The sequence below is a fragment of the Arenimonas fontis genome (assembly GCF_008386465.1).
Taxonomy (GTDB): domain Bacteria; phylum Pseudomonadota; class Gammaproteobacteria; order Xanthomonadales; family Xanthomonadaceae; genus Arenimonas; species Arenimonas fontis.
In genome coordinates this window covers 163043-188905 of record NZ_VUOD01000004.1, presented here as the reverse complement: position 1 = coordinate 188905, position 25863 = coordinate 163043, and the positions used below count along the sequence as shown (strand labels likewise).

Annotated in this window: 24 protein-coding genes and 1 other RNA gene; 21 read left to right on the top strand and 4 right to left on the bottom strand. The window is 70.2% G+C overall.

Annotated features, from left to right (window positions below):
• Positions 1-216: 216 nt before the first annotated feature.
• Genes F0415_RS06865 through F0415_RS06855 form a run of 3 tightly spaced genes read left to right on the top strand, consistent with a single transcriptional unit; the run spans position 217 to position 1537 of the window.
• Positions 217-408, top strand: coding sequence for a hypothetical protein (locus tag F0415_RS06865; protein WP_149860462.1), 192 nt, complete (start codon positions 217-219; stop codon positions 406-408).
• Positions 409-461: 53 nt separating this feature from the next.
• Entirely contained in the window at positions 462-965 is a 504-nt protein-coding gene (locus tag F0415_RS06860) for a signal peptidase II (protein WP_149860461.1), read from the top strand.
• Positions 962-1537, top strand: coding sequence for a hypothetical protein (locus F0415_RS06855; RefSeq protein ID WP_149860460.1), 576 nt, complete (start codon positions 962-964; stop codon positions 1535-1537). Before F0415_RS06860 ends, F0415_RS06855 begins: the two co-directional genes overlap by 4 nt.
• 18 nt (positions 1538-1555) lie before the next feature.
• On the opposite strand, the gene F0415_RS06850 is transcribed toward F0415_RS06855, so the two are convergent.
• Positions 1556-2155 carry a uracil-DNA glycosylase family protein gene (locus F0415_RS06850; protein WP_246149906.1) on the bottom strand — a complete coding sequence of 200 codons (600 nt, stop codon included), beginning with the start codon at positions 2153-2155 and terminating at the stop codon, positions 1556-1558.
• Positions 2152-3534 carry an FAD-binding oxidoreductase gene (locus F0415_RS06845; protein WP_149860459.1) on the bottom strand — a complete coding sequence of 461 codons (1383 nt, stop codon included), beginning with the start codon at positions 3532-3534 and terminating at the stop codon, positions 2152-2154. Before F0415_RS06845 ends, F0415_RS06850 begins: the two co-directional genes overlap by 4 nt.
• Before the next feature lie 399 nt (positions 3535-3933).
• On the opposite strand from F0415_RS06845, the gene F0415_RS06840 reads away from it, so the two are divergent.
• Both F0415_RS06840 and F0415_RS06835 read left to right on the top strand, forming a co-directional pair.
• Positions 3934-5181 (top strand): beta-barrel domain-containing protein, encoded by a 1248-nt coding sequence (locus tag F0415_RS06840; protein WP_149860458.1) that lies wholly within the window; start codon positions 3934-3936, stop codon positions 5179-5181.
• 10 nt (positions 5182-5191) lie between these two features.
• Positions 5192-7324, top strand: coding sequence for a peptidase domain-containing ABC transporter (locus F0415_RS06835; protein ID WP_149860457.1), 2133 nt, complete (start codon positions 5192-5194; stop codon positions 7322-7324).
• A gap of 81 nt (positions 7325-7405) precedes the next feature.
• Here F0415_RS06835 and F0415_RS06830 read toward each other — a convergent pair whose 3' ends face one another.
• Together F0415_RS06830 and F0415_RS06825 are read right to left on the bottom strand one after the other, a co-directional pair.
• A complete protein-coding gene (locus F0415_RS06830; RefSeq protein WP_149860456.1) occupies positions 7406-7783 on the bottom strand; it encodes a YraN family protein in 378 nt (125 codons plus the stop codon).
• A 7-nt stretch (positions 7784-7790) separates the two neighbouring features.
• Positions 7791-9554, bottom strand: coding sequence for a penicillin-binding protein activator (locus tag F0415_RS06825; protein WP_188310316.1), 1764 nt, complete (start codon positions 9552-9554; stop codon positions 7791-7793).
• Between the two features lie 61 nt (positions 9555-9615).
• Between F0415_RS06825 and rsmI the strand changes: the two genes are divergently transcribed.
• The 16 genes from rsmI (at position 9616) to F0415_RS06735 (ending at position 25857) form a co-directional block, all read left to right on the top strand.
• Positions 9616-10452: a 16S rRNA (cytidine(1402)-2'-O)-methyltransferase gene (gene rsmI, locus F0415_RS06820; RefSeq protein WP_149860454.1), complete on the top strand. Its 837-nt coding sequence runs from the start codon at positions 9616-9618 to the stop codon at positions 10450-10452.
• A gap of 377 nt (positions 10453-10829) precedes the next feature.
• The gene (locus F0415_RS12780; protein ID WP_281286593.1) at positions 10830-11570 is read left to right on the top strand and encodes an RHS repeat-associated core domain-containing protein; all 741 of its coding nucleotides are present in this window, start codon (positions 10830-10832) and stop codon (positions 11568-11570) included.
• Complete coding sequence (locus tag F0415_RS06805; RefSeq protein WP_149860451.1) at positions 11567-11890, top strand: hypothetical protein; 324 nt, start codon at positions 11567-11569, stop codon at positions 11888-11890. The genes F0415_RS12780 and F0415_RS06805 overlap by 4 nt, the downstream gene beginning before the upstream one ends.
• A gap of 160 nt (positions 11891-12050) precedes the next feature.
• Positions 12051-12404, top strand: an RNA gene (gene rnpB, locus F0415_RS06800) — RNase P RNA component class A.
• Positions 12405-12984: 580 nt separating this feature from the next.
• Entirely contained in the window at positions 12985-13431 is a 447-nt protein-coding gene (gene mraZ / locus F0415_RS06790) for a division/cell wall cluster transcriptional repressor MraZ (protein WP_149860449.1), read from the top strand.
• A gap of 5 nt (positions 13432-13436) precedes the next feature.
• Positions 13437-14387, top strand: coding sequence for a 16S rRNA (cytosine(1402)-N(4))-methyltransferase RsmH (gene rsmH / locus F0415_RS06785; protein ID WP_149860448.1), 951 nt, complete (start codon positions 13437-13439; stop codon positions 14385-14387).
• Between the two features lie 17 nt (positions 14388-14404).
• The gene (gene ftsL / locus F0415_RS06780) at positions 14405-14653 is read left to right on the top strand and encodes a cell division protein FtsL (protein ID WP_149860617.1); all 249 of its coding nucleotides are present in this window, start codon (positions 14405-14407) and stop codon (positions 14651-14653) included.
• Positions 14650-16398 (top strand): peptidoglycan D,D-transpeptidase FtsI family protein, encoded by a 1749-nt coding sequence (locus tag F0415_RS06775; protein ID WP_149860447.1) that lies wholly within the window; start codon positions 14650-14652, stop codon positions 16396-16398. The genes ftsL and F0415_RS06775 overlap by 4 nt, the downstream gene beginning before the upstream one ends.
• On the top strand, positions 16395-17861 hold the full coding sequence (locus F0415_RS06770; protein WP_149860446.1) for a UDP-N-acetylmuramoyl-L-alanyl-D-glutamate--2,6-diaminopimelate ligase: 1467 nt from the start codon (positions 16395-16397) through the stop codon (positions 17859-17861). The genes F0415_RS06775 and F0415_RS06770 overlap by 4 nt, the downstream gene beginning before the upstream one ends.
• The gene (locus F0415_RS06765) at positions 17858-19240 is read left to right on the top strand and encodes a UDP-N-acetylmuramoyl-tripeptide--D-alanyl-D-alanine ligase (protein ID WP_149860445.1); all 1383 of its coding nucleotides are present in this window, start codon (positions 17858-17860) and stop codon (positions 19238-19240) included. The genes F0415_RS06770 and F0415_RS06765 overlap by 4 nt, the downstream gene beginning before the upstream one ends.
• Complete coding sequence (gene mraY / locus F0415_RS06760; RefSeq protein ID WP_149860444.1) at positions 19230-20312, top strand: phospho-N-acetylmuramoyl-pentapeptide-transferase; 1083 nt, start codon at positions 19230-19232, stop codon at positions 20310-20312. Before F0415_RS06765 ends, mraY begins: the two co-directional genes overlap by 11 nt.
• Entirely contained in the window at positions 20312-21643 is a 1332-nt protein-coding gene (gene ftsW / locus F0415_RS06755) for a putative lipid II flippase FtsW (RefSeq protein ID WP_149860443.1), read from the top strand. Before mraY ends, ftsW begins: the two co-directional genes overlap by 1 nt.
• Entirely contained in the window at positions 21640-22716 is a 1077-nt protein-coding gene (gene murG, locus F0415_RS06750) for an undecaprenyldiphospho-muramoylpentapeptide beta-N-acetylglucosaminyltransferase (protein ID WP_149860442.1), read from the top strand. Before ftsW ends, murG begins: the two co-directional genes overlap by 4 nt.
• Entirely contained in the window at positions 22716-24149 is a 1434-nt protein-coding gene (gene murC / locus F0415_RS06745) for a UDP-N-acetylmuramate--L-alanine ligase (protein ID WP_149860616.1), read from the top strand. The genes murG and murC overlap by 1 nt, the downstream gene beginning before the upstream one ends.
• Positions 24146-25114 carry a D-alanine--D-alanine ligase gene (locus tag F0415_RS06740; RefSeq protein WP_149860441.1) on the top strand — a complete coding sequence of 323 codons (969 nt, stop codon included), beginning with the start codon at positions 24146-24148 and terminating at the stop codon, positions 25112-25114. Before murC ends, F0415_RS06740 begins: the two co-directional genes overlap by 4 nt.
• Positions 25111-25857 (top strand): cell division protein FtsQ/DivIB, encoded by a 747-nt coding sequence (locus tag F0415_RS06735; protein ID WP_149860440.1) that lies wholly within the window; start codon positions 25111-25113, stop codon positions 25855-25857. Before F0415_RS06740 ends, F0415_RS06735 begins: the two co-directional genes overlap by 4 nt.
• The last annotated feature ends 6 nt before the right edge of the window (positions 25858-25863 follow it).

The following is a 25863-nucleotide window of genomic DNA, read 5'->3' as shown; positions in this document are numbered from 1 at the left end:
ATGTCCGGATGCACCAGGCGAGAAGAACGAGGTCCTTCCAGTCCTCCTGCACGGCAGGGCTGCGTGGCGGCCGCCATCCGGCGTCGCCGCTTCGATCGTGGCTTGGGTTTGCCGACACCTTTTTGCGCCTTCCCCCGCATTGATTCCTACGGCGGTAGGAATGGTGACCTCGCTCCTGCTCGCAGTCCGCGGGCGTACAAGCCAAGGAGCAATGTCATGCGTGAACTGACCGTTGTTGAGCTGGAACAGGTGGAAGGCGGAAATCCGCTTGTCATCGGTGCGGTGGTGGCCGGCGTCACGATCATCGCCGCGTGCGGTGTCGCCACATACGCCATCTACAAGGAGTGCGAGGGCTCGGTCGAGGTCTCCTCAGAGGGAGTCAAGATCGAGTTCAACTGCAAGAAGTAAACCGTTTCCGGAAGCCGGCCGCCTGGCCGGCCGGCTTCCCAGGAGGATTGATCATGAGGTATCCGGAAGTTGCCGGTCTGTCCATCGGTCTGATGGACGTCATTCCCAGGATCCTGGTCGCGGCGATCTACGAGCCCTCGCAGGGAGACGTGTTTGGTCCGTTCCTCATAGCCAACGTGCACAACTCCCGGGAGACGATCGCGCTGGGGCTCAGCACGATGGACGGCTTCCAGATTGGCATGGTGATCATCATGGGCCTCTATCTGTTGACGATGATGGCGGCCAGGATGCTGCGCGCTGACAACCTGGGTTTCCGTCTTGGCCGCATGGCGTTGGCTGTGGCCATGGGCGTTGCACTGCTGAATATGGGCGAGTGGGTGCTCACAGCGAAGGTGACGGACTATGTTGGTGTGATGTCCGGCACCAGGTTCTGGGCGATCAACCTGGGCGACCTGGCCCTGGGCATGTCGATGGTGGGGTTTCCAGCACTGCTGGCCTGGGGCGTCCTGCAGGCGCTGCTACCCAGGCTGGCTCAGCTCGAGGGGAGGGAGCCTTGAACGGTTCCCTGCAGGGCGTTGATGACGGCGGGGCCAAAAGGTTCGCCGCCTCCACTTTCGGGTTCAGGCAATGGCCGGAAGTCGCCGGCCTGTTCCTGGGTCTGTCAGACGCCATCCCCCGCCTGATCGTCTCTGCGTTCCTGGAGCCTGGCGACGGATTTCGGCTGTTCGGGCCGCTGGCGCTGGCCCGGGTTCATCACCGTGAATGGGATGTGGGCTATGGGCTGACAAGTACCCATGCGGCCTTGATTTTCGCGGTTTTCTGCCTCGTTGCAGTGCTGATGCTGCGGTTGGCGATGCGCCTGCTTCGGAAGGAGGGTTCGCTATCGCGATTGGCCCTGTTCGCGCTCGCTGCGGCCATGGGCGTGGCGATGATCGACTTCTCGGAAACGGTGTTGACAGGCAAGGTCACCGAGTACCTCGGTCTGATTCGGGGCAGCCGAATCAGCCTGTTCAATCTTGGTGATCTGATGCGCTGGGCTGCGTTGCTGTTCGTGCCTATGCTGGCAGTCTTTGGCTTGTTCCGTGTCGTGGCGGCGCAGTTCATTACCTTGACAGAGGAGAAGGCCTGAGCAGCTTCATTGCGTGGGTCAGCCGGCCGGAAGTACCGACCTGACCCGCTCCCGCAAGGCCGGCACCACTTCCGCCTCGAACCACGGGTTGTGCTTGAACCAGCCCATGTTGCGCGGGCTCGGGTGCACCAGGGGGAAGACGCGCGGGGCGTATTCGCGCCAGGCGCGCACGGTGTCGGTCAGCGTCGCCTTGCGGGCATCGCCCAGGTAATAGGCCTGGGCGTACTGGCCGATGGCCACGATCAGCTGCAGGTTGGGCAGCAGCGGCAGCAGCTTCGGGTGCCAGGTGTCCCGGCATTCGGGCCGCGGCGGTTTGTCGCCGCTGCTGCCGCGGCCCGGGTAGCAGAAGCCCATGGGCACGATGGCGATGCGGCGCTCGTCGTAGAAGTTGGCCTTGTCCAGGCCCAGCCACTGGCGCAGGCGGGCGCCGCTGGCGTCGTCCCAGGGCACGCCGCTGCCATGCACCAGGGTGCCCGGCGCCTGGCCGGCTATCAGCACGGTGGCGGTTTCCGCCGCCCGCAGCACCGGCCGCGGCCCCAGCGGCAGGTGTGCCTCGCAGATGCGGCAGGCGCGGATCTCGGCGAGCATCTGCTCCAGCGGGCCGGCCTTGCGCGTCATGGCGGCAGCACCTTGCCGGGGTTGAGCAGGCCATCGGGGTCGAACTGTGCCTTGATCGCCCGCATCAGCGCCAGCGTCGCCGGCGGCAGGGCGCGGGCCAGCAGGTCGCGCTTGACCAGGCCGATGCCGTGTTCGCCGGAGAGCTGGCCGCCCAGCTCCACCACCGCCGCGAACACCGCCTGCAGGGCGGCCTCGGCCCGCGCTGCCTGGGCGGCGTCGGCGGGGTCGTAGAGGATGTTCACGTGCAGGTTGCCGTTGCCGGCATGGCCGAAGCAGACGATGGGCAGCTGGTGCCCGCGCGCCGCCGCCTGCACCGCCGCCACCAGCTCCGGCAGGCGCGAGACCGGCACCACCACGTCCTCGTTGATCTTGCCGGGCGCCAGCGTGCGCAGCGAGGGCGAGAGCGCCTTGCGCGCCGCCCACAGCTTCTCGCGCGCGGCCTCGTCGGCGGCGGCGCTCACTTCCAGGCAGCCGGGGCCTTCGGCGGCGGCGCGCAGGGCGGCTTCGGCGGCGTCCAGCACGCTCTGGTCGCCATCGGCCTCGATCATCAGCAGGGCGCCGCAGGGCGGCAGCTCGGCGCCGCCGACCTCGCGGGCCAGGCGCACGCATTCGCCGTCCATGAATTCCAGCATCGAAGGCGTCACCGGCTGCGCCATCAGCCGGGCCACGGCGGCGGCGGCGGCGTCCACATCGGTGTAGAGCGCGCGCAGGGCGCGCCACAGCGGCGCCCGCGGCGTCAGCTTCAGGCTGGCCTCGACGATCAAGGCCAGCGTGCCTTCCGAGCCCACCAGCAGCCGGGCCAGGTCGTAGCCGCTGGCGCCCTTGGTGGTGGCGGCGCCCAGGCTCACCAGCTCGCCCGTGCCGGTGACGGCGCGCAGGGCCAGCACGTTGTCGCGGCTGGCGCCGTACTTCACCGCGCGCGGGCCGCCGGCATTGCAGGCCAGGTTGCCGCCGACGGTGCTGAAGGCGGCGCTGGTGGGATCCGGCGGCCAGAACAGGCCGTGTTCGGCCAGGGCCGCCTGCAGGTCGCCGTTGAGCAGGCCCGGCTGCACCACCGCCACGCGGTCGCCGGGGCGGATGGCCAGGATGCGGTCCATGCGTTCGAAGGAAACCACCAGCGCGTCCTCGCCCGGCACGCTGGCGCCGGTGGTATTGGTGCCGCGGCCGCGCGCCACGATGGGCAGGCGATGCTGGCGGCAGGCGCGAACGATGCCCTGTACCTGCTGCGCGGTTTCCGGCAGCGCCACCGCCAGCGGCAGGCCCTGCCGGCGCGAGTTGTCGTAGCCGTAGGCCAGGCGCTCGGATTCGTCCAGCAGCAGGCCGCCGGGGCCGAGCAGCTCGGTCAGCGTCTGGCGCAGCGGGGCGGGCAGGGCGGCCATGCCACGATTCTAGGCCAGGCGCCCGCATTCGGTGCCTAACGGCTGCGTGATGAACCCGCCGCCGACTCGGAGGTGCTGGCGGCGGGGTGCGAATCCTGGGGGGTACGAATTCGTTCCGTCAATGGTTCGCGATCATCTTGTCCGGATTCGCTCACGCCGACAGGAGAAGCTGTCAATGCCGCGCTTCGATACAGTGACGCAGGTTTTCCCGGCAGTTCCCGCGTGCGACGTGCGTTTTCTGGGAAAGCGCCCCCGACGGCTGTCAGCGTTTCCAGACAATGTGCCGTCACCCTCTTGGCGTAGCGCGAACGGCCCCGATAAGGTTCGCACCCCCATGCGCTGCCGCTCTCAAACGCGGCGGTGGCGCATGGGATTCGAACAGGCGTAGGCAGGGGGTTCATGTCAGGGGAATTGTTCCGCAGGGAAGCGCTGGAAGCGCGCAAGGTGCGCTGGCTGGGCGGCATTTCGCTGGCCCAGCCCTTGCGTCCGTGGCTGCTGACCGGGTTCGCGGTGCTGGCGGCGGCGCTGGTCGTGCTGTTCCTGGTGAGGGGCGAGTACACGCGGCGCACGCGGGTGGCGGGACAGCTGGTGCCGGAGCAGGGCATGGCCACCGTGGTGTCGCCGGCCACCGGCGTGCTGGCGCGGGTGGACGTGCCCGAGGGCGGTCGTGTCGCCGCCGGCCAGATTCTGGCGGTGGTGCGCGTGCCGCATGCCACGCTGTCTGCCGGCGACACCCTGGCGGCCCTGGAAAAGCGCCTGGGCAACCGCGCCCGCGCCCTCGAGGACGCGCATGCCGCGCGCCTGCAACGGCTCGATGCCCAGGTCGCCGGCCTGGAAGCGCAGCGCGATGCGGCACGGCGCGAGCTGGCGCAGATCGAACGCGAGATCGCCACCCGCCGCGAACAGGCGCGGCTGGCCGAGGAGCTGCTGCAGCGCCTGCGTGGTCTGGGCGAAAAGCGCTACGTCAGCGAGCTTCAGCTCAGGCAGCAGGAAGCGGAAGTGCTGGAGCAGCGTGGCGCCATGCAGGTGCTGGAGCGCCAGGCCCTGTCCACGCGTCGCCTGATCACCCAGCTGGAACAGGCCCTGGCTGAAATGCCCGGCGAGCGCGAAGCCGCCGAGGCCGGCTTCCGCAGCGAGTTTGCCCGGCTGGAACAGGAGCGGGTGGAAGTGATGGCGCGCGGCGAGCTGGCCATCGTCGCGCCGGTATCGGGCATGGTCGCCACCCCATTGTTCAAGCCCGGCCAGGCGGTGCAGGCGGGGCAGGTGCTGATGAGCGTGCTGCCCGGCGACGGCCGCCTGGAAGCGGAACTGCTGGTGCCCAGCCGCGCCATCGGCTTCATCGAGCCGGGTGACGCCGTGCTGCTGCGCTACCAGGCCTATCCCTACCAGAAGTTCGGCCACCACCGCGGCAAGGTGGCGCGGATCAGCCGCAGCACCCTGCAGGCGGGCGCCGGCGAGGCGGCCGGCGAGCCCTTCTATCGCATCAGCGTCGCCCTGGAACGCCAGGCCATCACCGCCTATGGCCAGGCCGAACCGCTACGCCCGGGCATGTTGCTGGAAGCCGACGTGCTCGGCGAGCGCCGCCGCCTGATCGAGTGGGCGCTGGAGCCGGTCTATTCGGTACGCGGCACCGTGTTCGGCCGATGACGCGGGCGGCATGAAGGTCGACGCCATCCTGCAATCGGAAGCCGCCGAATGCGGCCTGGCCTCGCTGGCCATGGTCGCCGGCGCGCATGGCCTGCGCATCGGCCTGCCGGAGCTGCGCCAGCGCTTTCCGCTGTCGCTCAAGGGCGCCCGGCTCAACCAGTTGATCCATGTCGCCCAGCATCTGGGTTTCGCCGCCCGGGCGCTGCGCCTGGAGCTCGAGGACCTGGGCAAGCTCAGGCTGCCCTGCATCCTGCACTGGGACCTCAACCACTTCGTCGTGCTGGCGAAGGTGGGCCGGAAGCGGGTCACCGTGCTCGACCCGGCCTTGGGCGAGCGCAGGCTGGGTCTGGCCGAGGTCTCCGGACATTTCACCGGCGTGGCCCTGGAGCTCGCGCCCACGACCGAATTCAGGCCGCGGCGGGCGGCACCCTCGGTCAGCCTCGGTCAGCTGACCGGCCCGGTGCGCGGGCTGTGGCGCTCGCTGACGCAGCTCCTGCTGCTGTCGGTGGCGCTGCAGGTGTTCGTGGTGCTGGCGCCGTTTTTCATGCAGTGGGTGGTGGACCAGGTGCTGGTCTCGGCCGACCGCGACCTGCTGCTGGTGCTGGGCCTGGGTTTTGGCCTGGCGATGCTGCTGCAGGTGGGCGTCGGCCTGCTGCGCGGCTGGTCGGTGCTGTACCTGTCCTCCAGCCTGGGCTTGCAGTGGATGGGCAATGTCTTCGCGCACCTGCTGCGGCTGCCGCTGGATTTCTTCGAGAAGCGGCACCTGGGTGACGTTACCTCGCGCATGGGATCGGTGCAGGCGATCCAGCGTACCCTCACCACCAGCTTCGTCGAGGCCATCATCGACGGCCTGATGGCCTTGGTGACCCTGGGCATGATGCTTCTGTACAGCTGGAAGCTGGCCCTGGTGACACTGCTGGCGGTGGCACTGTACCTGGGCATCCGCGCCCTGGCCTGGCGGCCGCTGCGTGACGGCACCGAGAAACAGCTGGTGGCGGCGGCGAAGCAGCAGACGCACCTGCTGGAATCGCTGCGCGGCATGCAGAGCCTGAAGGTAGCCGGGCAGGAATCGCTGCGCCGGGCCGGCTTCGGCAACCTGCTGGCGGACACCGTCAACGAAGAAGTCAGACTGGCGCGCATGAACCTCGGTTTTAACAGCGCCAGCCAGCTGCTGTTCGGCGTCGAGCGCATCGTGGTGATCTGGATCGGCGCACTGCTGGCCCTGGACAACGTGTTCTCGGTGGGCATGCTGATCGCCTTCCTGGCCTACAAGGACCAGTTCGCCCAGCGCATGGCCGGGCTGATCGACAAGGGCGTCGAGTTCCGCATGCTGCGCCTGCATGGCGAGCGCCTGGCCGACATCGTGCTGAGCGAGCCCGAGGAAACCGAGCCGCTGCCGGAAGTGGCGCTGCCGGACCTGCCGCCGGCGATCGAGGTCGAGAACCTGTCCTTCCGCTACGGCGAGGGCGAGCCCTGGGTGATCCGCCACTGCAGCTTCCGCATCGAACCGGGCGAGTCGGTGGCGCTGATCGGCGCTTCCGGCTGCGGCAAGAGCACCCTGGTCAAGCTGATGCTGGGCCTGCTCAAGCCGAGCGAGGGACGGATCCGCATCGGCGGCCTGGACATCCAGCAGGTCGGCCCGCGCAATATCCGCGCCATCATCGGCGCGGTGATGCAGGACGACCAGCTGTTCGCCGGCAGCATCGCCGACAACATCGCCTTCTTCGATCCGCACTTCGACCAGGCGCGCATCGAGGCGGCGGCGCGGCTGGCGGCCGTGCACGAGGACATCGCCGCCATGCCCATGGGCTACCACAGCCTGATCGGCGACATGGGCAGCTCGCTTTCCGGCGGGCAGAAGCAGCGGGTGATCCTGGCGCGGGCGTTGTACCGCAAGCCGAAGCTGCTGTTCCTGGACGAGGCCACCAGCCACCTGGACGTGATGCGCGAGCGGCTGGTCAACGATGCGGTCAGGCGCCTGCGACTGACCAAGGTGATCGTCGCCCACCGCCCCGAAACCATCGCCAGCGCCGACCGGGTGCTGGTGATGGAAGCCGGCCGGATCGTCCAGGAACTCAGGCCGCAGAAGCAGGCGCAGGTGCCCGAACCGGCTCCGTCTGCGGCTGCTCCGGTGGAGGCGTGACGCAGGCGCGGACAGCCGGCCGGCTCCCGGGCCGATTCCGCCGGCCCCTCCGAAGACGGTCAGCGACACCTGCTTTTCGTCTCAGAGATCCATCAGGCTGAACGCGCCGCGCTCCCACTCGAGCCGCCACACGCCGTCCTCCGAACGCAGCGACACCACGTCGAAGCGGCAGGGCGCCTCGGCCAGGGCGGGGTGATCGAGCAACCAGCATTGTGCGGCGCGCGCCAGCTTGCGGCGCTTGCGCCGGTCCACGGAATCGAAGCCGTCGCCCCAGGCGACGGCATTGCGCAGGCGCACTTCGACGAACACGGTGGTTTCGCCGTCGTGCATCACCAGGTCGAGCTCGCCGACCTTGTAGCGGACATTGCGGCCCAGCAGACGAAGACCGGCGGCCTGCAGGTGGGCGAGGGCGGCGTCCTCGGCCGCCGTGCCCGCGGCCCGCCGGTCGGGGCGCGGCATCGGCGTGTCAGTAGGCGTTGCCCGGGAAGCCGTCGCTGAGCAGGGCGCCGTCGGGCGCCGGGCGGGCGCGGCCGCCGCTGAACACGGCCCAGGCCGGGCGTCGTTGCACATTGCCCTGGGCGTCCAGGCTCAGCTCGCCGGTGGCGCCGCGGATGCGGGCGCCCGGGTCGCGCTGCAGATGGTCCAGCCACGCCGCCAGCTGCCAGGCATCCAGGCCGAAGGCGAACAGGCGGGCGCCGCCGCCCTGGGCGCCGGGCAGTTGCCGGCCCAGGGCCTCGGGCTCGGGCAGGTCTGCGCGCAGGCCGAGCAGCCAGGGCAGCTCCGGGTATTCGATGCCATCCAGCTCCACGTCCAGGCGCAGGTTGCCGCCACTGAGAATCAGCGAGCTGGCCAGGCGCGGCACGCCCAGCAGGCCGGCATTGTCCAGCTGGCTGGAGAGCAGGCGCGCCTGCGGCGCCTTCAGCGTCAGGAACAGGGCATCCGGGCGCAGGCCGCCGGCCTGGGCGGATTGCAGGGCCGGCACGTAGTCCGGGTTCTCCTCGCTCACGGTCACCACGCCGGTGATCTCGCCGCCGCGGGCCAGCAGGCGCTCGCGGAAGGCGGCGAGGGCACGGCCGGCGTTGTCGTCGGCCTGGGTCACTGCCAGCACGCGGCGCAGGCCGCGCTCGATCAGGCGATCGGCGGCGGCCATGCCTTCCTCTTCCGGCGAGAGGGTGAAGCTGGTGCTGCCGGTCGGCGGCGGCAACTGGCCGCGGTTCAGCGCCACCACCGGCAGTCCGGGGTCTGGCAGGGCGAACAGCGCATCCACGCCCGAGCGCATCAGCGGGCCGACGATCATCTGTGCCTGATCGGCCAGGGCGCGCCCGTAAGCCCGCAACACGCCCTCGTCGTTGCCGCCGGTGTCATAGAAGCGGAGCGTCGGCCGGCGCCGCGTCTCACCGTAGTAGCCGGCCAGCAAGCCGTCGCGCACGCTCTGGCCGGCCGCCGCCAGCGGGCCGCTCAGCGGCAGCAGCACGGCCAGGCGCTCGGGCGGGCGATAGCCGTCTGCGTCGGCCGGCGGCAGGCCTTCCAGGCCTTGGCCGGCGGCGCGCTCGAACGGCCGCGGCAGCGGCAGCCCGCGCTGCAGCAGGGCCCGGCCGGCGTGCAGGTAAAGCGGATGGCCGGCCGGCAGCGCGGCGGCGCGGGCCGCCAGCTGCTCGTCCTGCAGGCGGCCCAGGTACTGCTCGATGCCGCGCACCGCCTCGGCGCGTTCGCGGCCACCGGTCACCGTGGCCAGCCAGGCCAGTTCGGCGACGGCGTCGAACTCCCGGTTCAGCGCGCGCAGGGCTTCGGCTCGCTCGCGATGCCAGCGTGGCGCCAGGGCCCCTGGCATGGTGCTGCGGCGCTGGCCGAGCAGGGACAGCGCCTGCTCCGGCCGGCCGTCGGCATTGGCGAAGCGGGCGGCAAGCAGGTCGTGCAGCTGCAGGTCATGGCCTTCCAGCCGGCGCCGGTTCGACTGGGCCCAGGCCTGGCGGGCCGCAGCCTCGTCGCCCGCCAGCAGATACTGGTCGGCGGCATACAGCCAGAGGCGCTCGCGCTCGCGGCCGCGTGCGGCGCGGGCATCACCGGCGTAGGCGCTTGCGGCCTCGGCATGGCGGCCCTCATCGGCCAGGCGGGCGGCGGGGGTGACGGCCGGCGCAGGCTCGTCGGCAGCGCCGGGCGCCCGGGTGACCTGGACGCTGGCGCAGCCGGCCAGCAACAGGGCCAGCAGCAGGGAACTCAGTCGCGACATGGGCAAGGTCCGTGGGGCGAAGCGGCTAAGATCATAGCCGGTGCACAGGGAGGGCGCGGCCATGGGAGCGACGCAGGCGGGGACGCTGTACGTGGTGGCGACGCCGATCGGCAACCTCGGAGACCTCAGCGCCAGGGCACGCGAGGTGCTGGCGTCGGTGGACGCCATCTGCGCCGAGGACACGCGCCATACCCGGCAGTTGCTGGGCCTGCTGGGCGTGGACAGGCCCTTGCTGGCCCTGCACGAACACAACGAGGCGGCCATGGCCGCGCGCCTGGTGGCTCGGCTGCAGGCCGGCGAGGCCCTGGCCCTGGTGTCCGATGCCGGCACGCCGCTGGTCAGCGATCCCGGTTATCGGCTGGTGCGCGAGGTGCGCGCGGCCGGACTGAAGGTGAGCCCGGTTCCGGGCGCCTGCGCCGCCGTTGCCGCGCTGTCGGTGGCTGGCCTGCCGTCCGACCGGTTCTGCTTCGAAGGTTTCCTGCCGGCCAAAGCCGGCGCGCGCCGGGAACGCCTGCAGGCCCTGGCGGGCGAAATGCGCACCCTCGTGTTCTACGAAAGCGCACACCGCATCGTGGAGTGTCTTGAAGACCTGGTGGTGCTGTTCGGACCGGACCGCGAAGCGGTGCTGGCACGTGAGCTGACCAAACTGTTCGAAACCGTGCTGGGCGACACCCTCGGCGACATCGCCGAGCGCGTGCGCGACGACGAGGACCAGCGCCGCGGCGAGTTCGTGCTGATCGTGCGCGGCGCCGCCGACGATACCGAGGCCCGACTGCGCGAAGGCCAGCGCCTGTACGCCAAGCTGGCCGAATACCTGAAGCCTTCGCAGGCCGCCAAACTCGCCGCCGAGATCACCGGCGCGCCGAGGAAGGCGCTGTATGGCGGCGAGATGGAGTAGTGGCCAGATTCCTGACGGTGCTGACGAGTAATCCTGGATGCTCGCTTTCCGCAATTGCGGCGTCGCCATCGGTATTTGACGGGTGAGCGCATCCTGCCGGGATGCGCCGATTGCAGAGCACGGCCAGGCGGCGCAAGGCCGTGTCGCCAAACCTCGCACACCCGGCGGTTCAAGCGCTTGTGCTGCCTGCAGGCCGCGGTGGGGTGGCCCTTGGCGCGCCCAGTCGAGATCGTTGTCGTGAACGGCGCCGGCCGCGGCGCGCCGGCGGACGCGGGTGCACGATGCCGCCGGCAACCTGGTCGAAGAGACGCGCGGCGGCGTCGTGGTGACGCGCCGCTACGACGGCCAGGGGCGGGTGGTGGAGCTGCGGCGGCCGGGTGTATGCCGTCCACGCCGATCACCTGGGCCGGCCGGAGGTGGTGACGGAGGCCGGCAAGGCGGTGGTGTGGCGGGCCGACAACGGGGCCTTCGACCGGGTGGTGACGAGCGACGGCCTCGGCGGCCTGAACCTGGGTTTTCCGGGGCAGTATTTCGATGCGGAGGCGGGGGCTTGGTACAACTACTTCCGGACCTATGATGCGGGGATCGGGCGGTACCTCGAACCGGACCCGATCGGGCTGGCGGGAGGGTTGAATACCTATGCCTATGTCCGAGGGAATCCGATCAGCCTGATTGATCCGCTTGGGTTGGCTGGATGCTACGTACTTTTCCCTGGATACCCGATTACGGTTCCCGGCACCGACACGCAGCTTCCGTTGGCGCATGCTGGTGTTCTGGCTTATGACTCTTCGGGAAGCACGCGCTATTGTGAGTACGGAAGATACGGGGACGATTTCGGTAGCGTCCGGCGTGGCAAGGTTCCTGACTTGAAGTTGGGACCAGATGGCAAGCCGACCGCAGAGTCCTTGCGCAACCTTCAGCAAGCGTTGACAAGGAACCAAGGCAAGGGGACTGAAGCGATTCTGGCCTGCGATGAGAAGGCGGATGCTCAGAAGATCATCGACTTCGCGGAGCAAAGGATGCGAGATCCGAACCGAGCGCCATACAGCTGGAATCCTTTGAGCCCCAACACATGCGGCACGTTCGCCGCGGAAGCTCTGGCCGCGGGGTTGCGATGATCAGGATTATTCTCTCGGTCATTCTGGCGACCTCGCTGTTGGCGAACTTCTATTTGTTCGTGAGGCTCGTTGATGCCGGGGTCATGCTGGACAACACGCGGAGTGAAGTCAGGCGCCTCCATGATAGGGCGCGGATCAGTCTGGGGTTCGTCCAAAGGGCGTGGGTAGGAAAAGGCGTGGCGTCGCTTTCCGGGCTCGCCTCGGCCTTGGAGAAGGAAGGGCTGCGAATAGATGACTCGGAGCAAGACGCTGTGGAAATCGGCGACCTTCGTTTTGAAGTCAAGGGTGGGGTGATCGTCCGAGTGGACTACATCGATTGATTCGCGCGAAGTGAAAACCCGCGCGGAATCGTCCTGGTCTGTCCGAAATCCCTTCCGAACCGCCCCGGCTTCTCCCAAGGCCATTTCATCCGAGCCACGCCGCCATGTTCACCCGGGGTCAGGGCTTTCTTTCGGCGGCTGTGAGAGAATCGCCGGCGGCGGAGTCGGTCGAGACAGTCGCGTCGCAGCAATGCGCCGAGGAAAGTCCGGGCTCCACAGAGCAGGGTGCCAGGTAACGCCTGGGCGGCGTGAGCCGACGGAAAGTGCAACAGAGAGCAGACCGCCGAACGGCCCGCGAGGGCGCGTGGCAAGGGTGAAAGGGTGCGGTAAGAGCGCACCGCCCGCGGGGACAACGCCGCGGGGCACGGCAAACCCCACCCGGAGCAAGGCCGAATAGGGGTGCGATGGCATGGCTCGTGCCGCACCCGGGTTGGCTGCTTGAGGCCGGCGGCGACGCCGGTCCGAGAGGAATGACTGTCCACGACAGAACCCGGCTTAGTGGCCGGCTCCGCCATCTTCCCTTGCTGATCTGACCCTTTGTTCTGACCCCGGGGCCTGACCCAGGGGCACCGATCCAGGGGGCAGGCCTCCGGCTCCGAGGCTCCACTCCTGGCCAGGGCCGGATGCCTGAAGGCGATGCTCGACTCCGACCTGGATCGGAGCCTCGACGCCAAGCCTGCCTGCGGATCCAGCGTCCAGCCGCCCCGCCTCCGGCAACGACTCCGCCTCGGGCAAGGGCCCCGCCTCTGGCAACGACTCCGCCTCCGGCAACGACTCCGCCTCGGGCAACGGCCCCGCCTCCGCGAGGGTCCGGTTCGCGCAATTGTTCCCACCCGGCCCCGAGGCCCGCCAGAGGGGGCGTTTCCGGGTTCGGCGCCGGTGTCCATACAGAGCTGCCGGATCAAATCCCGGCGAAACAACGCTTACGAAACGGTTCTTAAACAAGACTCTGAAGTTTTGCGCAAGGTCTTGATCCACCTAGTGAAATCGCTCCGAAAACTTCCTTGACAGCCCCGGAACCCGAGTCTAGTGTGGGCATCTGAGGGAAATCCGGGCATTTCGTGGTTTTTGGTGGGTGAGGCCACATCAGGGCGATGTTCCAGGGCGAAACGGCGATCACGATCGACGACAAGGGCCGGCTGGCGATTCCGACCGCCTACCGCGAGCTCGTCGCGCGTGCCTGCAACAACCGCCTGGTGGTCACCTACAACCCCTACGAGTCCGGCTGTCTCTGGCTGTACCCGGAAGTGGCCTGGGAAAAGGTCCGCGACCAGGTCAACGCCCTGCCCAACGCCAAGCGGGTGCACCGCAACCTGCAGCTGAAGCTGGTCGGCGCAGCCACCCTGGTCGAGCCCGACGGCAACGGTCGCATCCTGCTTCCGGCCAGCCACCGCAACGCGGCGGGCATCGAGAAGAAGGCAGTGCTGCTGGGCATGGGCGGCAAGTTCGAATTGTGGAGCGAGCAGGCGCACCTCGCGCAGATCCGTCAGACGATCCAGGAAGACGAGATCTCCGAGGACATGCTCGAGCTCAGGCTGTGACGGGCATGGCCGGGTCGCGCGAGGCCGCGCCGCCCAGCCATCTGCCGGTGATGTGGGCGCAGGTCATGGAAGGGCTGCGGGTGCGCAGGGATGGCAGGTATCTGGATGGCACGTTCGGCCGTGGCGGCCATGCGCGCGGCGTGCTCGACCGGCTCGGGCCGGAGGGACGGCTGTTGGTGATGGACAAGGATCCGGAAGCGATCGCCACTGCCCGGGCGCTGTTCGGCGCCGAGCCGCGGGTCGCCATCCGCCGCGGTTCCTTCGCCGACCTGGTCGCCTGGGAGGAAACCGCGCCCGGCCTGGATGGCGTGCTGCTGGACCTGGGCGTGTCCTCGCCCCAGCTCGACGTGGCCGACCGCGGCTTCAGTTTCGCCAAGGACGGGCCGCTGGACATGCGCATGGACCCCGACGGTGGCGAAAGCGCCGCCGACTGGCTGGCCCGCGCCTCCGAACGCGAGATCGCCGACGTGCTGTGGCAGTACGGTGAGGAGCGGCATAGCCGGCGCATCGCCCGCGCCATCGTCGCCCGTCGCGGCCAGGCGCCGATCACCCGTACTGCCGAGCTGGCCGAGCTGGTCGCCTCGGTGCTGGGCCGCGGCGACGGCCGCATCCATCCTGCCACGCGCACCTTCCAGGCCATCCGCATCCACGTCAATCGCGAACTGGACGACCTGCGGCGTGGCCTGGACGCCGCCCTGTCCCGCCTGCGCCCGGGCGGCCGGCTGGCGGTGATCAGCTTCCACTCGCTGGAAGACCGCATCGTCAAGCAGTTCATCGCCCGGCACGCGCGCCCGCCGGCCGGCAACCGGCGCATGCCGGCGCAGCAGTCCTTCGTGCCCGACCTGCTCGAAGTCGGCGGTGCGCAGCGCGCGACGGAGCAGGAAACCGCCGACAACCCGCGTGCCCGCAGCGCCGTGCTGCGCGTGGCCGAAAAGCTGTCGGGGGTGCGCCCGTGAATCCGCGCGTCCTGGCCATGGTGGTACTGGTGACGGCAGTGCTGGGCAGCGCGCTCGGCGTGGTCTGGGCACGGCACCAGCACCGGCAGGCCTACATCGCGCTGAGCAGCCTGGAGCGCGAGCGTGACGAGCTGAACATCGAGTTCGGTCGTTTGCAGCTGGAACAGGCCACCTGGTCGGAAGCCAACCGCGTCGAGCAGGTGGCCGGTACCCGGCTGGGCATGCGCTTCCCCGGCGACGACGACATCGTGGTGTTGCAGCCATGAAACTGCGCGCCCGCCCCTACAGTCCGAGGCGACGCCTGATGGCGGTCGGTACCGTGCTGGCGGTGTCCTGTGCCGTGCTTCTGGGCCGGGCCGCCTGGCTGCAGCTGGTGGAGCAGGATTTCTACCAGCAGCAGGGCGATGCCCGCTTCCTGCGCGAAGTGCCGATCCCGACCTCGCGCGGCATGATCACCGACCGCAACGGCGAACCGCTGGCGATCTCCTCGCCGGTGGAATCGGTCTGGGCCAATCCGAAGGAACTGCTGCAGCACCCCGACCGGCTGCCCGAGCTGGCCGCGGCCCTGGACATCCCGCGCGACACCCTGGAGCAGCGCATCGCCCAGCGCGCCGACAAGGAATTCGTCTACCTGCGCCGGCACATGAACCCGGACATCGCCGAGGCAGTGGTCGGCCTGGGTATCCCGGGCGTGTACTCGCAGCGGGAGTTTCGCCGCTTCTATCCGCACGGCGAGGTGATGGCGCATGTGCTGGGCTTCACCAATATCGACGACCAGGGCCAGGAAGGGCTGGAGCTGGCCTTCGAGGACTGGTTGAGCGGCGAGCCGGGCAGCCAGCGGGTGATCCGCGACCGGCGCGGCCGCGTCGTCGAATACGTGGACCTGGTGAAGCCGGCCGAACCCGGTCGGGACCTGACCCTGTCCATAGACCGCCGCCTGCAGTACCTGGCCTATCGCGAACTGAAGACCGCCCTGGTCGAACACGGCGCCAGCAGCGGCTCGGTGGTGGTGCTGGACGTGGCCACCGGCGAAATCCTCGCCATGGTCAACCTGCCCAGCTACAACCCCAACGCCCGCGACGGCGGAACCGGAGAGACCCGGCGCAACCGCGCGGTCACCGACGTGGTCGAACCCGGTTCGGTCATGAAGACCTTCACCCTGGCGGCGGCACTGGAAAGCGGCAAGTTCACCCCCGACACGCCGATCCAGACCGCGCCCGGCTACATGCCGCTGCCCGGCGGCTACACCGTGAAGGACTACCGCAACTACGGCGTGCTCACCCTCACCGGCGTGCTGACCAAGAGCTCCAACGTGGGTGCCACCCGCATCGCCGCCGAGCTCGGCAATGCCCACCAATACGACATGTACCGCCGCTTCGGCCTGGGGCAGCCCAGCGGCAGCGGTTTCCCGGGCGAGTCGGCCGGCGTGCTTCGCCGCCCGGAAACCTGGGGGCCGACCGAGAAGGCCACCATCTCCTACGGTTACGGCCTGTCGGTGACGCCGCTGCAGCTGGCGCGTGCCTACGCCGCCATCGGCAACGGCGGCCGGCTGCACAAGGCCAGCTTCGTCAAGGGCGCCCGGGACGAAGGCGTGCAGGTGGTGGATCCGGTCATCGCCCGGCAACTGATGACGATGATGGAGACGGTGACCGGGCCCGAAGGAACGGCCCGGCGCGCCGCGGTGCTGGGTTACCGGGTCGCCGGCAAGACCGGCACATCGCGCAAGGCCAGCGGCGGCGGCTATGCCGCCAACCGTTATGCCGCAGTCTTCGTCGGCCTGGTGCCGGCCAGCCGGCCGCGGTTCGCCACGGCGGTGGTGATCCACGAGCCGCAGGGCCTGGAGTACGGCGGCGGTGCCGTCTCGGCGCCGGTGTTCCACCGGGTCATGGACGGTGCGCTGCGCCTGATGGACGTGCCGCCGGACGCGATCGAGCAGTGGTACGCCGCCCGCGCGGCCAGGCAGGGCCGTGCCGCCGTGGTTGCCGCCCGGCCTCGGGAGCCCCTGGAATGAGCCGGGCGATGCCGCTCAGCCGCCTGCTCGCCGGCCAGCCGCCGCTGCCGCCGGGTTTCGACCCGCTCGTCGCCGGACTGAGCGCCGACAGCCGCACGGTCGGTCCCGGTGATGCCTTCGTCGCGCTTGCCGGGGCCAGCACCCACGGCCTGCGTCACGTTCCTGCCGGCGCCGCCGTCGTGCTGTACGAACCGCCGGCGCCGGATGGGCTGGCGGTGCCGGCCAACGCCATTGCCGTTCCCGGGCTTCGCGCCCGCCAGGGGGAGCTTGCCGACCGTTTCTACGGTGCGCCTTCGAAGGCGATGGCGGTGATCGGCGTCACCGGCACCAACGGCAAGACCTCGACCGTGCAGTTGCTGACGCAGGCGCTCAGCCTGTCCGGTGCCGTGGCCGGCAGCATCGGCACCCTCGGTGCCGGCCTGTACGGACAACTGGAAGCCGGCGAGCGCACCACGCCCGACGTGATCACGGTGCACCGGCTGCTGGCCAGCCTGCGCGAACGGGGCGCCGGACACGTGGCCATGGAGGTGTCCTCGCACGCGCTCGACCAGGGCCGGGTGGACGCAGTGGCGTTCCGTGTCGCCGTGTTCACCAACCTCACCCGGGACCACCTGGACTACCACGGCAGCATGGAAGCCTACGGCGAGGCCAAGGCCCGGCTGTTCGCCTGGCCCGGCCTGCAGGCGGTGGTGATCAATCTGGACGACCCCTTCGGCGCACGCCTCTACCAGCGTGTGCCCGGTGACGTGCGCCGCATCGGCCTGAGCGCGCGTGGCGCCGCCGATGCCGCGCTGCGTGCCGAACAGGTACGCCTGCGGCCGGATGGCCTGCATTTCCACCTGGCGGAGCAGGGCGAGCGCGAGGCCGTGGTCTCGCACCTGCTCGGCCGCTTCAACGTGGACAACCTGCTGGCCGTGGCCGGCGTGTTGCGCGCGCTGGGCTGGTCCCTGGCCGAAGCGGCGGCGATGCTGCCGAGGCTGAGTCCGGTCGGCGGCCGCATGAGCCGGGTCGGCGGCGGCGCCGGCCAGCCCCTGGTGGTGGTGGATTACGCACACACGCCCGACGCCCTGCAGCAGGTGCTGGCCAGCCTGCGCGAACATGTCCGCGGCCGCTTGACCTGTGTGTTCGGCTGCGGCGGCGAGCGCGACGCCGGCAAGCGGCCGCAGATGGCGGCGATCGCCGAAGCCGGTGCCGACCGGGTCATCGTCACCGACGACAACCCGCGCGGCGAGGACGGCGACGCCATCGTCGCCGACATCCTGGCCGGTTTCACCCGGCCGGCGGCGGTGCGCGTGCAGCGCGACCGCGCCCGCGCCATCCGTGAGGCGGTGGCCGCCGCGACGCCCGGCGACGTGGTGCTGGTGGCGGGCAAGGGGCACGAGCCCTATCAGGAGATCGGAGGCGTCAGGCATCCGTTCGACGATCTGCAGGTGGCGCGTGCCGCGCTGGAGGGTAGGGCATGAGGCCGTTGCCGCTCTCGCAGATCGCGCGGTGGGTGGAAGGCCGCCAGCTCGGCGACGAGGTCGAGGTCACCTCGGTGGCCATCGATTCGCGCACGGTTTTGCCGGGAGGGCTTTTCGTCGCCTTGCGCGGTGCCCGGCACGACGGGCACGATCACGCCGGCCAGGCCGCCGAACGCGGCGCTGTCGCGCTGCTGGTGCAGCGCGAGCTGGGGCTGCCGCTGCCGCAGGTGCTGTGCAGCGACACCGAGGAGGCCCTGGGCGAGCTGGCCGCCGGCGTGCAGCAGGGCCGCCCGGCGGTCGTGGTGGCGCTGACCGGCAGCAACGGCAAGACCAGCGTGAAGACCCTGGCGCTGTCGATCCTCTCGCGTGCCGGCAAGGCCTATGCCAACCCCGGCAACCGCAACAACGAGATCGGTCTGCCGCTGGCGGTGCTGGACGCGCCCGAGGACGCCCGATTCGCCATTTATGAGATGGGCGCGGGCAAGCCCGGCGACATCGCCTATCTGGCCTCGATCGCGCCGCCGCAGGTGGCGCTGGTGAACAACATCATGCCGGCGCATCTGGAGCGCATGGGCAGCCTGCTCGGCGTCGCCGAAACCAAGGGTGCGATCTACGAGGCTTTGCCCGATGACGGCGTGGCGGTGGTGAACGCCGACGATGCCTTCGCGCCCTTCTTCATGCAGCGGATCGGTAGGCGTCGGGTACTGCGCTTCGGCCTGGAGAACGACGCAGACCTGCGCGCCGAAGCGCTGCGCCGGGACGGCGAGACGACGGTGTTCCGCTTGCGCAGTCCGGCGGGCGAGGCCGAGATTCGCCTGCCGCTGGCGGGCCGGCACAACGTCATGAACGCGCTGGCGGCCGCCGGCCTGGCCCTGGGCGCCGGCGCCGGCCTCGGGCACGTGGTCGCCGGCCTGGAAGCCGCCGTTCCGGTGCCGGGCCGGCAGGTGCCGCACCGCCTTCGCAATGGCGTGGTGCTGGTGGACGACAGCTACAACGCCAATCCGGGCTCGGTCGCGGCGGCGATCGAGGCGCTGGCCGGCGGCGGTGGCCCAGCCTGGCTGGTGCTGGGCGACATGATGGAACTGGGCGAGGCGGCCGCGGCCATGCATGCCGACATCGGCGATCGTGCCCGCCGCGCCGGCCTGCAGGCGCTGTGGACGACCGGCGAGCTGAGCGCGGAGGCGGCCCGCGCCTTCGGCGACGGTGGCCGGCATTTCCGCGACCGCGAGGCGCTGCTGGCGGCGCTGTCGCCGGCGATCGCCTCGGCGCCCGCCGGCCTGCGTTGCCTGGTGAAGGGCTCGCGCTCGAGCGCGATGGACGAGGTGGTGGCGGCGCTGCTGGCCGCCCATGGCGAAGGGGGAGGCCATCATGCTGCTTGAGCTGGCCCGCTGGCTGCACGAGATGGGGTGGATGCCGCCGCTGTTCGGCTACATCACCTTCCGCGGCATCCTCGGTGCGCTGACCGCGCTGCTGCTGTCGCTGTGGCTGGGGCCCGCGGTCATCGCCCGCCTGGCCCGGCTCAAGGGCGGTCAGCCGATCCGCAGCGATGGCCCGCAGACGCACTTCTCCAAGGCCGGCACGCCGACCATGGGCGGTGCGCTGATCCTGCTCACGATCACGCTTTCGACCCTGCTCTGGGCCGACTTGCGCAACCGCTACGTCTGGGTGTTGTTGGCGGTGATGATCGCCTTCGGCGCGATCGGCTGGCTGGACGACTGGATCAAGATCGTCCGCCGGGATCCCAAGGGGCTGAAATCGCGGCACAAGTACGCCCTGCAATCGCTGTTCGGACTGGGCGCGGCGCTGTTCCTTTACTACACCGCCGATACGCCCAATGCGACCACGCTGTTCCTGCCCCTGCTCAAGGACGTGGCCTTGCCGCTGGGGCTGCTGTTCGTGGCGGTGGCCTACTTCTGGATCGTCGGCTTTTCCAACGCCGTCAACCTGACCGACGGCCTGGACGGGCTGGCGATCATGCCGACGGTGCTGGTGGCCGGTGCCCTGGGCATTTTCGCCTACGCCTCGGGCAATGCGGTGTTCTCCTCCTATCTGGGCATCCCGGCCATTCCCGGCGCCGGCGAGATCACCATCTTCTGCGCGGCGATCGCCGGCGCCGGCCTGGGTTTCCTTTGGTTCAACACCTATCCGGCGATGGTGTTCATGGGCGACATCGGCGCGCTGGCGCTGGGCGCGGTGCTGGGCACCATCGCGGTGATCGTGCGCCAGGAACTGATCCTGGTGGTCATGGGCGGCATCTTCGTCGTCGAGACCCTGTCGGTGATGATCCAGGTCGCCAGCTTCAAGCTCACCGGCCGGCGGGTGTTCCGCATGGCCCCCATCCATCACCATTTCGAGCTCAAGGGTTGGCCGGAACCGCGGGTGATCGTCCGCTTCTGGATCATCTCGGTGATGCTCGTCCTGGTCGGCCTGGCCACGCTGAAGGTGCGCTGATGAGTCACGTCGCCGACCACCGCGCGCAGCAGGCCACACGCCTCGAGCAGATTGCCGGGCGCTACGACCCGTGGCTGCTTGGCATGGCACTGGCGCTGGCGGCGGTGGGCGTGGTGATGGTCGGCTCCAGTTCCGTCGCCGTGGCCGAGGGTCTGGGCGTGGGACCGTTTCATTTCCTGATCCGGCACCTGCTGTTCCTGGCCCTGGGCGTCGGCCTGGCTGCCGTGTTGATGCGCACCGAACTCAAGCGGGTGGAACGTTACGGCCAGTGGCTGCTGCTGGGATGTTTCCTGCTGCTGCTGCTGGTGTTCCTACCCGGCATCGGCCACACGGTGAACGGCGCCCAACGCTGGATCAACCTTGGCCTTTCCAAGTTCCAGGCGGTGGAAGCGGTGAAGCTGTTGCTGATCGTCTGGCTGGCCAGCTACCTGGTGCGCCACCGCGACGAGATCGGACATCGCTGGAAGGCCCTGCTCAAGCCGCTGCTGATGTCCGGCGGCATCGTCGCCTGCCTGCTGCTGCAGCCGGACTTCGGTTCGGCCGCGCTGATCCTGGCCATCACCGGCGGCATGGTCTGGCTGGGCGGCGCCCGCATCGCCCACCTGGCGCTGATGGGCGCGATCACCTTGCCCCTGCTGGCCGCGGTGGCGGTGGCGGCGCCCTATCGGATGGCACGCCTGAAGTCCTTCCTCAATCCCTGGGAAGACCCGTTCAACGACGGATTCCAGCTGACCCAGGCCCTGATCGCGATCGGCCGCGGCGAGTGGTTCGGAGTCGGCCTGGGCGCCAGCGTGCAGAAGCTTTTCTACCTGCCGGAGGCCCATACCGACTTCATCTTCTCGGTGGCGGCCGAGGAGCTGGGTTTCGTCGGCGCGGCGGCGCTGATCCTGTTGTTCGCCGGCTTCGCCTGGCGCAGCTTCGCACTCGGCTTGCGGGCGGTGGAGAAGCGCCGGCACTTCGCCGGCTTCTGCGCCTTCGGCGTCGGCTTGTGGATCGGCCTGCAGGCTTTCGTCTCCATCGGCGTGAACCTGGGCATCCTGCCGACCAAGGGCCTGACCCTGCCGCTGATCTCCTCCGGCGGCTCCTCGGTGCTGATGACCTGCATGGCCATCGGGCTGCTGCTGCGGGTGAGTTACGAACTGGATCGCGCCGAGCGTCAGGTCGCGCGCCTGCGCGGCGAGGGCGAGGTCGAGGCGGAGGCCGAGGAGGAACTGGACGCAGCGTGCCTGCCCGCCAACCTGCCGGCCACGCCCGAGTCGGCGCCGATGCCGGCGGTGGGCCCGCGCGGATCGCGCCATCGCGTCGAACCGAAGTGGGGGACGGCCGGATGAACGCGCCCGTGCTGATCCTGGCCGGCGGTACCGGCGGCCACATCTTTCCTGGCCTGGCCGTGGCAGAGGCCCTGCGCGCCCGCCACGTGCCGGTGGTCTGGCTGGGCGCGCGCGGTGCCATGGAAACCCGGCTGGTGCCGGCGGCTGGCATCGCCCTGGAAACGATCGACGTCGCTGGCCTGCGCGGCAAGGGCATCGCCACCCTGTTGACCGCACCGTTCCGGTTGGCACGCGCGATCTGGCAGGCGCTGCGAGTACTGCGCCGGCTGCGGCCGCGAGCGGTGCTCAGCTTCGGCGGCTACGCCGCCGGTCCTGGCGGGCTCGGCGCCTGGCTGCTGCGGCGGCCGCTGCTGGTGCACGAGCAGAATCGCGCGCCGGGGTTCACCAACCGGGTGCTGGCGAGGCTGGCACGGCGGGTAATGTGTGGTTTCCCGGACAGCTTTCCCGGCCGGGTCACCGATGACGTCGGCAATCCGGTGCGTCCGGCCATCGCCGCGCTGTCGGCGCCGAACCAGCGCCTGGCCGGTCGCGCCGGTCCGGCGCGGGTGCTGGTGCTGGGCGGCAGCCAGGGCGCGGCGGCACTCAATCGCGGCCTGCCCGAGGCGATCGCCCGTCTGCCCGAGACCGCCCGCCCGCAGCTGCGCCACCAGTGCGGCGAGCGCCATGCCGAGGCGGCGCGCGCCGCCTACGCGGCGGCCGGCGTCGCCGCCGTCGTCGAACCCTTCATTGCCGACATGGCCGAGGCCTACGCCTGGGCCGATCTGGTGGTGTGCCGGGCCGGCGCCCTGACCCTGGCCGAGCTGTGCGCCGCCGGCATCGGCTCGGTGCTGGTGCCCTTCCCGGCGGCGGTGGACGACCACCAGACCCGGAACGCGGAATACCTGGCCGAGCGCGGCGCCGCGGTGATCGTGCCCGAAGGCGAGCACTTCGTGGAGCGATTGCTGGCAGTGCTGCAGCCCTTGCTGGCGGACGCCGGCGCGCGCCTGGCCATGGCCGGCGCCGCCCGCGCCGTGGCCCGGCCTGATGCCGCCGATCGCGTGGCCGACCTCGTGCTGCAGGAGGCCCGGCCATGATGCGTGGGCGCCTGCAAACTCCCGGCGACCTGGCCCGCGCCTTCCCGCGGGTGCATTTCATCGGTATCGGCGGCGTCGGCATGAGCGGCATCGCCGAGGTGCTGGTGAACCAGGGCTACCAGGTCAGCGGCTCCGACCTGGGCGACAGCGCTACGACCCGCCGGCTGGCTGGCATGGGTGCCGTCGTGCACCGCGGTCACGACGCGGCCCACGTGGCGGGCGCCGACGTGGTGGTGGTGTCCAGCGCCATTCGCCCGGACAACCCGGAGTTGCGGGCGGCCCGCGCCCAGCGCATCCCGGTGGTGCCGCGTGCCGAGATGCTGGCCGAGCTGATGCGCTTCAAACGCGGCATCGCCATCGCCGGCACCCACGGCAAGACCACCACCACGTCGCTGGTGGCCAGCGTGCTCAGCGAGGGTGGCCTGGACCCGACCTTCGTGATCGGCGGCCAGCTGCTGTCCGCCGGTGCCAATGCCCGCCTGGGTCAGGGCCAGTGGCTGGTGGCCGAGGCCGACGAGAGCGACGGCAGCTTCCTGCGCCTGAATCCCCTGGTGGCGGTGGTCACCAACATAGATGCTGACCACCTGGAGAACTACGGCGGCGACTTCGGGCGGGTGAAGCAGGCCTTCTCCGAGTTCCTGCACCGCTTGCCCTTCTACGGTCTGGCGGTTCTGTGCATGGACGACCCGGAAGTGGCCGTCCTGGCCGCCGACATGCCGCGGCACATGGTCACCTACGGCATCGAACGGCCGGCCGACGTGCGTGCCTCCGAGGTGTGCCAGGAGGGCCGGGCCATGCGCTTCACCCTGCACCTGCCGGACGAGACGCCGTTGCCGGTGCGGCTGAGCCTGCCGGGTCGGCACAACGTGCTCAATGCCCTGGCCGCGGCCGCCATCGGCTGGCAGCTGGGCGTGGCCGGTGCAGCCATCGGTGCGGCACTGGAGAAGTTCCAGGGCATCGGCCGCCGCTTCAACCTCAAGGGCGAACTCGACTTCGGTCGCGGCAAGGCCTTGCTGGTGGACGACTACGGGCACCACCCGCGCGAGCTGGAAGCGGTGTTCGCCGCGGCCCGCGGCGGCTGGCCGGAGCGCCGGCTGGTAGTGGCTTTCCAGCCGCACCGGTACACCCGTACCCGCGATCTGCTGGACGACTTCGCGGCCGTGCTGTCCAGCGCGGATGCCGTGCTGCTGACGGACGTCTATCCGGCCGGTGAGGCGCCGATCGCCGGCGCCGACGCCAAGGCCCTGGCGCGCGCCATCCGTGCCCGCGGCCGCATCGATCCGGTGCTGGCCGGCCCCGCCCGCGAGCTGCCGACGGTGCTGGCCGACGTGCTGGCCGACGGCGACCTGCTGCTGGTGATGGGCGCCGGCGATATCGGCGCCGTCGCCAACACATTGGCCGAGCACGGCATCAGGGGAGAACCGCAGGCATGAAGCCGATCACCATCCCGCCGCTGCGCGTCGCCGACCCAAAAGCCTTCGGCCGGGTCGCCGTGCTGATGGGCGGCACCAGTTCCGAGCGCGAGGTCTCGCTGGATTCCGGCCGCAACGTGCTGGAGGCGCTGCGCTCGCGCGGCGTGGACGCGCACGCGGTGGACGGCATCCCGGCCCTGGCCCAGGCACTGGCGGAAAAGCGCTTCGACCGTGTCTTCAACATCCTGCACGGCAACAAGGGCGGTGGCGAGGACGGCGTGCTGCAGGGTCTGTGCGAGGCCCTGGGCGTGCCGCTGACCGGCTCCGGCGTGCTCGGCTCGGCCCTGGCCATGGACAAGATCCGCAGCAAGCAGGTCTGGCTGACCCTGGGACTGCCGACGCCGCGCTACGTCCGGCTCTCGCCCGGCGACGACGTGAAGACGGCGGCGCGCGTGCTTGGCCTGCCGGTGATCGTCAAGCCGGCCTGCGAGGGGTCCAGTGTCGGTGTCTCCCGCGTGTTCGACGAGGCCGGCCTGCAGGCCGCCGTCGAACTGGCGGCGCGCTATCCGGGTGACCTGCTGATGGAACAGCTGATCGTCGGCGGCGAGTACACGGTCGGCATCCTGGGCGATATCGCCCTGCCCAGCATCCGCATCGTTCCGGCCGGCGAGTACTACGACTACCACGCCAAGTACCAGGCCGAGGACACGCAGTACATCTGTCCCGGCCTGGAGGGCGAGGCCGAGCGCGGCATCGGTGCGCTGGCCCTGGCCGCCTTCCGTGCGCTCGGCTGCGGCGGCTGGGGGCGGGTGGACGTCATGCGCGACCAGGCCGGCAACAACTGGTTGCTGGAGGTGAACACCGCGCCGGGCATGACCAGCCACTCGCTGGTGCCCAAGGCCGCCGGCCAGCTCGGCATCTCCTTTGCGGAGCTGTGCTGGCGGGTACTGGAGACCAGCCTGCCGGTGGAGGGCGCACGGGCATGAACGCCTTGCTGCGAATCGCTGCCTGGAGCCTGGCCATCGCCCTGGTGGCGGCACCCGTGGTGGCGGTGCTCAACGGCTGGATCGGCGGCGAGCGCTGGCCGATGCGCCGGCTGGCGGTGACCGGCGAATTCCGCCAGGTGGACGAGCAGGCAGTGCGCGAAGCGGTACTGCCGCTGGTGCGACGGGGCTTCTTCGCCGTGGACCTGGACGAAGTGCGAACGGCCGTCGCGGACCTGCCCTGGGTGAAGACCGTGCAGGTGCGCAAGCGCTGGCCCGACCGCCTGGAGGTCAGTCTGACCGAACACACGCCGGTGGCGCGTTGGGGCGAAGGCCGGATGTTGTCGGAAGCGGGCGAACTGTTCGCCGCGCCCGCCGGTGCCGGCGCCCATCTGCCTCTGTTCGAGGGTCCCGAGGACAGGATCGGCGAACTGATGGCGGTGTTTTCCTCGGCACGGCCGCTGTTCCTGCCGCTCGGCCGCAGCGTCGAGGTGGTGCGCATGAGCGCCCGCGGCAGCTGGAGCCTGGTGCTCGACGACGGCACCGTGCTCGAGGCCGGCCGTGGCGATCCGCAGCCCCGGCTGGCGCGCTTCGCCCGGATGTGGCCGCAGCTGCGCAAGGGCGACCCGCGGCCGCTGCTGCGCGCGGATCTCCGCTACACCAACGGGTTTGCGGTCGTCTGGGGCGAAACGCCTGCGCCCGCGCCCGCCCAGACCCTCCCCGGAACCGTGCGCGAGGGCGCTTGAAAAGGA

Coding starts and splice junctions, on each gene's coding strand:
- F0415_RS06865 (WP_149860462.1), top strand. CDS start 217: ATGCGTGAACTGACCGTTGTTGAGCTGGAACAGGTGGAAGGCGGAAAT.
- F0415_RS06825 (WP_188310316.1), bottom strand. CDS start 9,554: ATGTCGCGACTGAGTTCCCTGCTGCTGGCCCTGTTGCTGGCCGGCTGC.
- F0415_RS06770 (WP_149860446.1), top strand. CDS start 16,395: ATGAGCCGGGCGATGCCGCTCAGCCGCCTGCTCGCCGGCCAGCCGCCG.
- rsmH (WP_149860448.1), top strand. CDS start 13,437: ATGGCCGGGTCGCGCGAGGCCGCGCCGCCCAGCCATCTGCCGGTGATG.
- ftsL (WP_149860617.1), top strand. CDS start 14,405: ATGGTGGTACTGGTGACGGCAGTGCTGGGCAGCGCGCTCGGCGTGGTC.
- F0415_RS06740 (WP_149860441.1), top strand. CDS start 24,146: ATGAAGCCGATCACCATCCCGCCGCTGCGCGTCGCCGACCCAAAAGCC.
- rsmI (WP_149860454.1), top strand. CDS start 9,616: ATGGGAGCGACGCAGGCGGGGACGCTGTACGTGGTGGCGACGCCGATC.
- F0415_RS06860 (WP_149860461.1), top strand. CDS start 462: ATGAGGTATCCGGAAGTTGCCGGTCTGTCCATCGGTCTGATGGACGTC.
- F0415_RS06765 (WP_149860445.1), top strand. CDS start 17,858: ATGAGGCCGTTGCCGCTCTCGCAGATCGCGCGGTGGGTGGAAGGCCGC.
- F0415_RS06850 (WP_246149906.1), bottom strand. CDS start 2,155: ATGACGCGCAAGGCCGGCCCGCTGGAGCAGATGCTCGCCGAGATCCGC.
- F0415_RS06735 (WP_149860440.1), top strand. CDS start 25,111: ATGAACGCCTTGCTGCGAATCGCTGCCTGGAGCCTGGCCATCGCCCTG.
- F0415_RS06845 (WP_149860459.1), bottom strand. CDS start 3,534: ATGGCCGCCCTGCCCGCCCCGCTGCGCCAGACGCTGACCGAGCTGCTC.
- F0415_RS06835 (WP_149860457.1), top strand. CDS start 5,192: ATGAAGGTCGACGCCATCCTGCAATCGGAAGCCGCCGAATGCGGCCTG.
- F0415_RS06805 (WP_149860451.1), top strand. CDS start 11,567: ATGATCAGGATTATTCTCTCGGTCATTCTGGCGACCTCGCTGTTGGCG.
- mraZ (WP_149860449.1), top strand. CDS start 12,985: ATGTTCCAGGGCGAAACGGCGATCACGATCGACGACAAGGGCCGGCTG.
- murG (WP_149860442.1), top strand. CDS start 21,640: ATGAACGCGCCCGTGCTGATCCTGGCCGGCGGTACCGGCGGCCACATC.
- murC (WP_149860616.1), top strand. CDS start 22,716: ATGCGTGGGCGCCTGCAAACTCCCGGCGACCTGGCCCGCGCCTTCCCG.
- F0415_RS06830 (WP_149860456.1), bottom strand. CDS start 7,783: ATGCCGCGCCCCGACCGGCGGGCCGCGGGCACGGCGGCCGAGGACGCC.
- mraY (WP_149860444.1), top strand. CDS start 19,230: ATGCTGCTTGAGCTGGCCCGCTGGCTGCACGAGATGGGGTGGATGCCG.
- F0415_RS06775 (WP_149860447.1), top strand. CDS start 14,650: ATGAAACTGCGCGCCCGCCCCTACAGTCCGAGGCGACGCCTGATGGCG.
- ftsW (WP_149860443.1), top strand. CDS start 20,312: ATGAGTCACGTCGCCGACCACCGCGCGCAGCAGGCCACACGCCTCGAG.
- F0415_RS06840 (WP_149860458.1), top strand. CDS start 3,934: ATGTCAGGGGAATTGTTCCGCAGGGAAGCGCTGGAAGCGCGCAAGGTG.